This is a genomic window from Rhizobacter sp. (genome assembly GCF_031412495.1).
Classification (GTDB): domain Bacteria; phylum Pseudomonadota; class Gammaproteobacteria; order Burkholderiales; family Burkholderiaceae_C; genus Schlegelella_A.
Genome location: NZ_JANODC010000303.1, coordinates 1 through 7,204, shown reverse-complemented (window position 1 = coordinate 7,204; position 7,204 = coordinate 1). Strand labels below are relative to the sequence as shown.

The 7,204-nt window shown below is 71.5% G+C and carries 9 protein-coding genes and 1 pseudogene; 2 read left to right on the top strand and 8 right to left on the bottom strand.

Annotated elements, in window-relative coordinates; genetic code table 11:
- Positions 1 to 192: 192 nt before the first annotated feature.
- From AC30N0_RS11325 to AC30N0_RS11315, 3 genes are read right to left on the bottom strand one after another with little or no spacing between them, the layout of a single operon-like run.
- The gene (locus AC30N0_RS11325; protein WP_489518016.1) at positions 193 to 786 is read right to left on the bottom strand and encodes a chromate transporter; all 594 of its coding nucleotides are present in this window, start codon (positions 784 to 786) and stop codon (positions 193 to 195) included.
- Positions 783 to 1,955 carry an MFS transporter gene (locus AC30N0_RS11320; RefSeq protein ID WP_489518015.1) on the bottom strand — a complete coding sequence of 391 codons (1,173 nt, stop codon included), beginning with the start codon at positions 1,953 to 1,955 and terminating at the stop codon, positions 783 to 785. Before AC30N0_RS11320 ends, AC30N0_RS11325 begins: the two co-directional genes overlap by 4 nt.
- Positions 1,955 to 2,962 (bottom strand): D-2-hydroxyacid dehydrogenase family protein, encoded by a 1,008-nt coding sequence (locus tag AC30N0_RS11315; protein ID WP_489518014.1) that lies wholly within the window; start codon positions 2,960 to 2,962, stop codon positions 1,955 to 1,957. The genes AC30N0_RS11320 and AC30N0_RS11315 overlap by 1 nt, the downstream gene beginning before the upstream one ends.
- Positions 2,963 to 3,067: 105 nt before the next feature.
- On the opposite strand from AC30N0_RS11315, the gene AC30N0_RS11310 reads away from it, so the two are divergent.
- Positions 3,068 to 3,595, top strand: a complete 528-nt coding sequence (locus AC30N0_RS11310; RefSeq protein WP_489518013.1) for a DUF1993 domain-containing protein — start codon at positions 3,068 to 3,070, stop codon at positions 3,593 to 3,595.
- Positions 3,596 to 3,637: 42 nt separating this feature from the next.
- Here the strand turns inward: AC30N0_RS11310 and AC30N0_RS11305 are convergent, their stop codons facing one another.
- The 3 genes from AC30N0_RS11305 to lexA all read right to left on the bottom strand — a co-directional run bounded on the left by AC30N0_RS11305 (position 3,638) and on the right by lexA (position 5,154).
- Positions 3,638 to 4,045, bottom strand: coding sequence for a hypothetical protein (locus AC30N0_RS11305; RefSeq protein WP_489518012.1), 408 nt, complete (start codon positions 4,043 to 4,045; stop codon positions 3,638 to 3,640).
- A 133-nt stretch (positions 4,046 to 4,178) separates the two neighbouring features.
- Positions 4,179 to 4,478, bottom strand: coding sequence for a helix-hairpin-helix domain-containing protein (locus AC30N0_RS11300; RefSeq protein ID WP_489518011.1), 300 nt, complete (start codon positions 4,476 to 4,478; stop codon positions 4,179 to 4,181).
- A 1-nt stretch (position 4,479) separates the two neighbouring features.
- On the bottom strand, positions 4,480 to 5,154 hold the full coding sequence (lexA, locus tag AC30N0_RS11295) for a transcriptional repressor LexA (protein WP_489518010.1): 675 nt from the start codon (positions 5,152 to 5,154) through the stop codon (positions 4,480 to 4,482).
- Between the two features lie 77 nt (positions 5,155 to 5,231).
- Between lexA and AC30N0_RS11290 the strand changes: the two genes are divergently transcribed.
- The gene (locus AC30N0_RS11290; RefSeq protein ID WP_489518009.1) at positions 5,232 to 6,191 is read left to right on the top strand and encodes an asparaginase; all 960 of its coding nucleotides are present in this window, start codon (positions 5,232 to 5,234) and stop codon (positions 6,189 to 6,191) included.
- A gap of 10 nt (positions 6,192 to 6,201) precedes the next feature.
- Here AC30N0_RS11290 and AC30N0_RS11285 read toward each other — a convergent pair whose 3' ends face one another.
- A complete protein-coding gene (locus AC30N0_RS11285) occupies positions 6,202 to 6,627 on the bottom strand; it encodes an organic hydroperoxide resistance protein (RefSeq protein ID WP_489518008.1) in 426 nt (141 codons plus the stop codon).
- Positions 6,628 to 6,646: 19 nt separating this feature from the next.
- Positions 6,647 to 7,204 (bottom strand): annotated as a pseudogene (locus AC30N0_RS11280) (ABC transporter); the annotation flags it as partial.

Here is a 7,204-nt window from a genome sequence, read left to right as displayed (position 1 = left end):
GTGCCTCTGGCACACAACGAGCGGGCAACGCCGCCCTGCAGCCCGCACCGCACCGGCCCTTCGGGTGATCTCGGCAAAGGGCCGCCTGCCGCGTTGCAAATGCTCGCCGTAGCAGCGGCTACGGCGAGCATTTGCGCCTTGCGGGCGGCCCTTTGCCGAGTCACGCGAACCCTCCCATAGCGTTAACAGGCCCTAGCCCCAGCGCCGCCAGGCGATTGCCACCGCGACGACCCCGAGGGACGGCGTGACCCAGGCCAGCGGCCAGCGCAGCACGCCGACGGCGACGAAGGTCGCGGCGACGAAGGCCGCCGCCAGCGGCACGCCGAGCCGGTTCGCGCTGAGCGTCGCGGCGAGCTTGATCGCGGTGGCGACGATCAGGCCGGCGGCGACCGCGCCCATGCCGCGCAGCGCCCCCGACACGACGGCGACCCGCGAGAATTCGGCATAGGCGGCGGTGAGCGCGAGCACGATCACCATCGGCACGGCGAGCATGCCGCCGAGGGCGGCGAAGGCGCCGCGCAGGCCGAAGAAGCGGTCGCCGAGCATCAGCGACAGGTTGACGATGTTGGGTCCCGGCAGCACCTGGCTGATCGCCAGCATCTCGACAAACTGCTCGCGCGTGAGCCATTGCAGTCGCTCGACGAGCTCGCGCTGCGCGACGGCGAGCACCCCGCCGAATCCCTGCAGGGCGAGGCGGTTGAAGGTGAAGAAGAGGTCGGCCGGCGAGGCCGGGCCGGCCCTGGCGGACACCGGCGCGTCGGCCGGACCGGGCGCCGCGCCGCTCACGCCGGCGGCCGCTTCATGGCCCGGCTCGACCAGACGCTGAGAGCGAGCGCCGCGACCAGCCAGGCGAGGCCGAAGAAGCTGAGCAGCGCGTAGCCGTGCCGGGCGATGATCCAGCCGCCGCTCGCGGCGCCGGCGGCCTGGCCCAGGTAGATCGCCGACGTGTTGAGGGCCATGAGTGCTGGCGCCAGGGCCGGTGCGGCGGCGTTGAGGCGGGCCTGCTGCATCGACTGGGCCGAGAAGCACGCCAGCGCCCAGGGCACCAGCGCGATGGCCAGGCCGGCAATGCTGCCCACCAGCGGCCAGACCAGCAGCGACGCGGCGATCAGGAGGACGGTGAAGTCGACGGCGCGCGCGGCGCCGACCCGGTCGACGTAGCGGGACGCGAGCAGGTTGCCGACGAGGCCGAAGAAGCCGAACCACACGAAGAGCAGCGTGATCTCGGTCGTCCCGGCGCCGAAGACGGTGCGGAAGTAGGGCGCGAAGTACGAGAAGAGCGTGAACTGTCCGGCCCCGGCCAGGGCGGTGACGATCACGATCGCCATCAGGACCGGATTGCCGAACACGCCGCGCCACGAGGCCAGGGTCAGCGGCGCCGCGCGCAGCCCGGCCGGCACCGCGAGGTGGACCCACACCGCGGCGCCGAGGGCGAGGACGGCGATGACGAGGAAGGCGACGCGCCAGCCGAAGAGATCGCCCAGGTACGAGGCGCCCGGCATGCCGACGACGGACGCGAAGGACCAGCCGAGGAAGATGAAGGTGATGGCCCGGCCGCGCTGCTCGGGCGGGGTCAGGGCGCCGACGGCGGCCGCGGCCTGCGGCGTGAACACGGCAGCACCGAGGACGGTGAGGGCGCGCACCGGGAGCAGGCCGGCGAAGCTCGGCATCAGTGCGCAGAGCGCGTGTCCGGCCGCGTACCAGGCGAGGGCGGCGACGAGCAGCTTCCTGCGGTCGAAGCGGCCGGACCAGCCGGCGAGCAGCGGCGCCCCTAGGCACATGACCACCGCGGCGGCGGAAACGAGCTGCCCCGCAATTGACACCGACACCGCCAGCGAGCGGCTGATGTCGTTGAGCGTGCCGACCACGACCATGACGCCGCAGCCGATCACGAAGTTGCCGAACAGCAGCGAGCCTTCGACGTGCTTCTGCCGCACCGCGAATGCGGGAGGCATCAGGCCCCGGCCCGCAGCACTTCCGGATTGACGATGTGCGTCGGCTGGCCGGCGATGTAGTTGACGACGTTCTCGAACGCCGCCTTGAAGTACAGCTCGTAGCTGTCCTGCTCGACGTAGCCGATGTGCGGCGTGCAGATCGCGTTCTCGAGGCGCAGCAGCGGGTGGCCCTGCAGCGTCGGCTCGCTCTCGAACACGTCGACGGCGGCGAGCCCCGGCCGGCCGCGGTTGAGCGCCGAGACGAGGGCGCCTTCCTCGATCAGCTCGGCGCGCGAGGTGTTGACGATGAGCGCCGTCGGCTTCATGCGCGACAGCGACTCGAGCTTGACGATGCCGCGCGTGCTGTCGTGCAGGCGAAGGTGCAGGGTCAGCACGTCGCAGGTCTCGAAGAAAGCCTCGCGGCTGTCGGCGGCGGCGTGCCCTTCGGCGCGGGCACGTTCGCGTGCAGCCTCGCTGCCCCAGACCAGCACGTTCATGCCGAAGGCGCGGCCGTAGCCGGCGACCAGCTGGCCGATCTTGCCGTAGCCCCAGATGCAGAGGGTCCGGCCGCGGAGGACCATGCCGAGTCCGAAGTTCGGCGGCATCGACGCCGCCTTCAGGCCCGACTGCTGCCACGCGCCGTGCTTGAGGTTGCCGATGTACTGCGGCAGCCGCCGCATCGCCGCCATGATCAGGGCCCAGGTCAGCTCCGCCGGCGCCACCGGCGACCCCCCACCCTCGGCGACGGCGATGCCGAGGCGGGTGCAGGCCTCGACGTCGATGTGCGAGCCGACCCGGCCGGTCTGCGAGATCAGCTTGAGCTTCGGGAGTTTCTCGAGCAGCTGGCGCGGGAAGTGGGTGCGCTCGCGGATCAGGACCAGGACCTCGGCGTCGCGCAGTCGCACCGAGAGCTGGCCGATGCCCTTGACCGTGTTCGTGAAGACCTTCGCGTTCAGCGTCTCCAGGACCGTCGCGCAGCGGAGCTTGCGCACGGCATCCTGGTAGTCGTCGAGGATGATGATGTTCACGGGGACGCAGACGGAGCGCGTGGCCGCTCGGGTCGCCACCGCTCTGTCGATTGTGCACGTGCGGGAAGGCGGGGCTAGCATCGCGGCCTACCCCACGGAGGCTTCATGCCGCTCACCATGTATTCAGCCAGCGTGCCGGTCTTCGTCCGCATGCTGGGCAACGTCGGCACGTGGCTCGACAAGGCCGAAGCGCACGCCGCCGCCAGGAAGTTCGACCCGTCGGTGTACTTCGGCGCCCGGCTGGCGCCCGACATGCTGCCCTTTTCCAAGCAGATCCAGATCGCCTGCGATGCGGCCAAGTTCTGCGTCGCCCGCCTGGCCGGCAGCGAGGCGCCGAAGTTCGACGACGGCGAGACCTCGATCGCCGAGCTGCGCGAGCGCATCGCCAGGACCGTCGCCTACGTGCGCTCCGTGCCCGCGGCGCAGATCGACGGCAGCGATGCCAAGGACATCACCGTGCCGCGCCGCGACGGCTCCATGACGATGAAGGGCGAGGACTACCTGCGCCATTTCGTCCTGCCCAACTTCTACTTCCACGTGACGATGACGTACGCGCTGCTGCGCCACTACGGCGTCGACCTCGGCAAGGGCGACTTCCTGGGTGCCATGCCGCCGGTGGCGACGCCGCGCTGAGGCGCCCGATCTGCGGCGCCGTGCAGGCGCGCTCGGGCGCGCTCAGGCGCGTTCGGCGCGGGCGTGACGGGCGGCGTGGGTCCGCTGGGGGAAGTGATGGTCGAGGGCGGCGAGCCGGGTCGCTGCCTCGGCTTGGCCATGATGCCGCGAGATCAGGCTGAAGATCTCCTCGCGCAGGTGCCACAGCTCGTGCAGCGTGCGGGCGAGGCCGACGCGGTAGAGGACGCCGCCGGCCTCGGCCGCGGGCACGTCGAACACGATCTCGGCGACCTCGAGCCGGGCCGCGGCCAGGGCTTCGCGGCGGGCCCTGCGGCCGAAGGCGGCACGCCAGCCCGTCTCGGTGCCGACGGCCTGCGCCACGGCGGGCGGCCGGCTCTCCACGCGTGCCACCGCCCTTTGCGTCGAAAGGCGCCAGGCGGCCGACAGGAAGCTGATGGAGCGCGAGAACATCGGTGGGCGAGGATCGCTGGCAGGGGTGCCGGCCTGCCATTGTTCCGGCCGGCCCGTGCTTCGATGGCGTGAATTGGCAGGCTGCAGGGGGCCAGTTCCCGGCCGGGCCTGCTGCGGAGGATGGGCGAAGGCCTCAGACCGCGCCGAACGTGGCCTTGCGCTCCGCGGTGTACGTCCACCAGGGCGCTGCCGCGGCGCCGCGCATGAAGTCGGTCGCCGCCATGAAGGTGTCGAGAACGCAGGGATCCTGGCGCTGGCCCTTGGCCTGGCAGAGCCGGCGGTAGAGGGCGAGGGCGTCCTCCTCGCCCAGGTCGGCCGGGGTGCGGATGCCGATCAGGCGCAGGTCGGACGCGAGCGCGGGGCCGATGTTCGGCAGCTGCTCGAGGCGCATGCACTCTGCCGCGCTCTTCGCCTTCGGCGCCTTGATGACCATGTCACATCAGCATGTTGTTGCGGATGAGGCCGACGGCCAGGCCTTCGATCTCGAAGCCGTCGGCGGCGGTGACGACGATGGGCTCGAAATCCGGGTTCTCGGGCAGCAGCTCGATGCCCGTGCGCGTGCGCTTGAAGCGCTTGACGGTGACGTCGTCGCCGAGGCGGGCGACGACGATCTGGCCGTTCTTCGCTTCCTTTGCCTTTTGCACGGCGAGCAGGTCGCCGTCCATGATGCCGGCGTCGCGCATGCTCATGCCGCGCACCTTGAGCAGGAAGTCGGGCCGGCGCGCGAACATGCTCGCTTCCATGAGGAAGGTGCGGTCGACGTGCTCCTGGGCCAGGATCGGGCTGCCTGCCGCGACGCGGCCGATGAGAGGCAGCGACAGCTGGGCCAGGCTCGGCAGCGGCAGGCTGTACTGCTTGCCGCGGGCGAGGTTGAGGGCCCGCAGCGTCTCCGTCCGCAGGCGGATGCCGCGCGAGGTGCCGCCGATGAGCTCGATCACGCCCTTGCGCGCCAGCGCCTGCAGATGCTCCTCGGCCGCGTTGGCCGACTTGAAGCCGAGCTCGTTGGCGATCTCGGCGCGCGTGGGCGGCGCGCCGGTGCGCTCGATGGCGCTCTGCACGAGGTCGAGAATCTGCTGCTGACGGTCCGTGAGCTTGGGGCTCTCCTGCATGGGGTGGCTCCCTCTCGTGTCGCTGTAGGTGGCTGAACAAATATCCAGGCCTGTATTTTCATCCAGTTTGACGCCAAATGCAAAGCACGACCCGGACCCTCGTTGTTCTCGGCACCGGCGGCACCATCGCCGGGACCGCCGCCACGGCGGCCGATCACCTCCGCTACCGCTCGGCGACGCTGCCGGTCGGCGCGCTCGTGCATGGCCTGGCGCTGCCCGCAGGCTTCGTGCTCGAGAGCGAGCAGGTGACGCAACTCGACAGCAAGGACATGGACTTCATGGCCTGGCATCGGCTCGCCGAGCGCCTCGCGCACCACGTGGCCCGGCCCGAGGTGCAGGCCGTGGTCGTGACGCACGGGACCGACACGATGGAGGAGACAGCCTACTTCCTGCAGCGGCTCCTGGCGCCGGCCAAGCCGGTGGTGATGACCGGGGCCATGCGCCCGGCGACATCGAGTGAGGCAGACGGCCCGCGCAACCTTGCCGACGCCCTGGTCGTGGCGACCCAGGCGGGCGAGCCGGGCGTCGTCGTCGTCTTCGCGGGCCTCGTCCACGCCGCGGCCGACGTCCGAAAGGTGCACCCGGTCCGGCTCGACGCCTTTGCCTCGGGAGACGCCGGGCCGGCCGGCCGGGTCGAGGAAGGGACGCTGCGCGTGCTGCGCCCCCTGCCCCGAGGCGAGGCGCTCGGCCTGGGTGTCCTGCCGAAGTCCGACGCCGCCTGGCCCTTCGTCGCCGTCGTCGCGAGCGGCGCCGGCGCCGACGCGCGACAGGTGGCCGCCCTCGTCGCCGCCGGCTGCGCCGGCATCGTCGTCGCCGCCACCGGCAACGGCATGGTGCACCGGGAGCTCGATGCGGCGCTGCGGCAGGCGGCCGCTGCCGGGGTCGCCGTGCTGCGCAGCACGCGCTGCACCGAGGGCGCGATCGTCGAACCGGAACTGCAGACCGATGCAGCGCTGCCGTCGGCCGGGGCGCTGACGCCGGCCAAGGCGCGCGTCGAGCTGATCATGCGCCTGCTGGCCGGACATGCAGCCGCGTAGGCGCGGCCGATCAGGCGACGCTCAGCGCCACCTCGATGTTGCCGCGCGTGGCGTTCGAGTACGGGCAGACCTGGTGCGCGGCATCGACCAGCTTCTGTGCCGCGTCCTTGTCCATGCCCGGGATGTTCACGTGCAGCGCAACCTGGATGCCGAAGCCCTGCGGGATCGGCCCGATGCCCACGTCGGCGCTGATCGAGGTTTCCGCGGGCAGCGCGACCTTCTGCCGTCCGGCGACGTTCTTGAGCGCGCCGAGGAAGCAGGCCGAGTAGCCGGCCGCGAACAGCTGCTCAGGGTTGGTGCCCGGCGCACCGCTGCCGCCGAGGCCTTTCGGGACCGTCAGCCTGACGTCGAGCATGCCGTCGTCGCTTTTCGCCGTGCCGTCGCGGCCGCCGGTGGAGGTCGCGTGGGCGGTGTAGAGAACCTTGTCGAGCTTCATGAATGTCCTTTCGGGAGGGTCAGTCCACCGATTCTGCGATCTCGTCGAGTTGCGTGCTGAGCTCCAGCCATCGGGCTTCGAGCTGTTCGATCTGCGCCGCGACCGCCTTGAGGCGGCGACCGTTCTCGGCCCGCGCTGCCGCATCGACCGCATCGGCCTCGAAGCTCGCTTCCAGGGCGTCGCGCTCGGCGAAGAGGACGCCGAGCCGGTTGTCGACCTGGTTCAGCTCCTTCTTCAGCGGCCGGGCCGCGTCGGCGCGCTGCAGCCGGGCCGCGGCCGCCGCCTTCGCCGCTGCCGGCGGCCCCGCACTGGCGCCGCTGCGGGCCTCGCCGCCCAAGCGGGCGCTGCGCGCCGAGGCCTTCGACTGCTCCAGCAGCCAGCGCTGGTAGTCGTCGAGGTCGCCGTCGAAGGGCCCGAGCACGCCGCCGGCGACCAGCCAGAACTCGTCGCAGACCTCGCGCAGCAGGGCCCGGTCGTGGCTGACCAGCATGACCGTGCCTTCGAACTCGTTCAGGGCCATGCTGAGCGCCTCGCGCGTCGTCAGGTCGAGGTGGTTGGTCGGCTCGTCGAGGAGGAG

What these genes read in the sequence shown, in the direction of transcription:
- AC30N0_RS11290 (WP_489518009.1), top strand. Translation starts at nt 5,232, where the DNA reads ATGCAAAGCACGACCCGGACCCTCGTTGTTCTCGGCACCGGCGGCACC.
- lexA (WP_489518010.1), bottom strand. Translation starts at nt 5,154, where the DNA reads ATGCAGGAGAGCCCCAAGCTCACGGACCGTCAGCAGCAGATTCTCGAC.
- AC30N0_RS11305 (WP_489518012.1), bottom strand. Translation starts at nt 4,045, where the DNA reads ATGTTCTCGCGCTCCATCAGCTTCCTGTCGGCCGCCTGGCGCCTTTCG.
- AC30N0_RS11300 (WP_489518011.1), bottom strand. Translation starts at nt 4,478, where the DNA reads ATGGTCATCAAGGCGCCGAAGGCGAAGAGCGCGGCAGAGTGCATGCGC.
- AC30N0_RS11310 (WP_489518013.1), top strand. Translation starts at nt 3,068, where the DNA reads ATGCCGCTCACCATGTATTCAGCCAGCGTGCCGGTCTTCGTCCGCATG.
- AC30N0_RS11285 (WP_489518008.1), bottom strand. Translation starts at nt 6,627, where the DNA reads ATGAAGCTCGACAAGGTTCTCTACACCGCCCACGCGACCTCCACCGGC.
- AC30N0_RS11320 (WP_489518015.1), bottom strand. Translation starts at nt 1,955, where the DNA reads ATGCCTCCCGCATTCGCGGTGCGGCAGAAGCACGTCGAAGGCTCGCTG.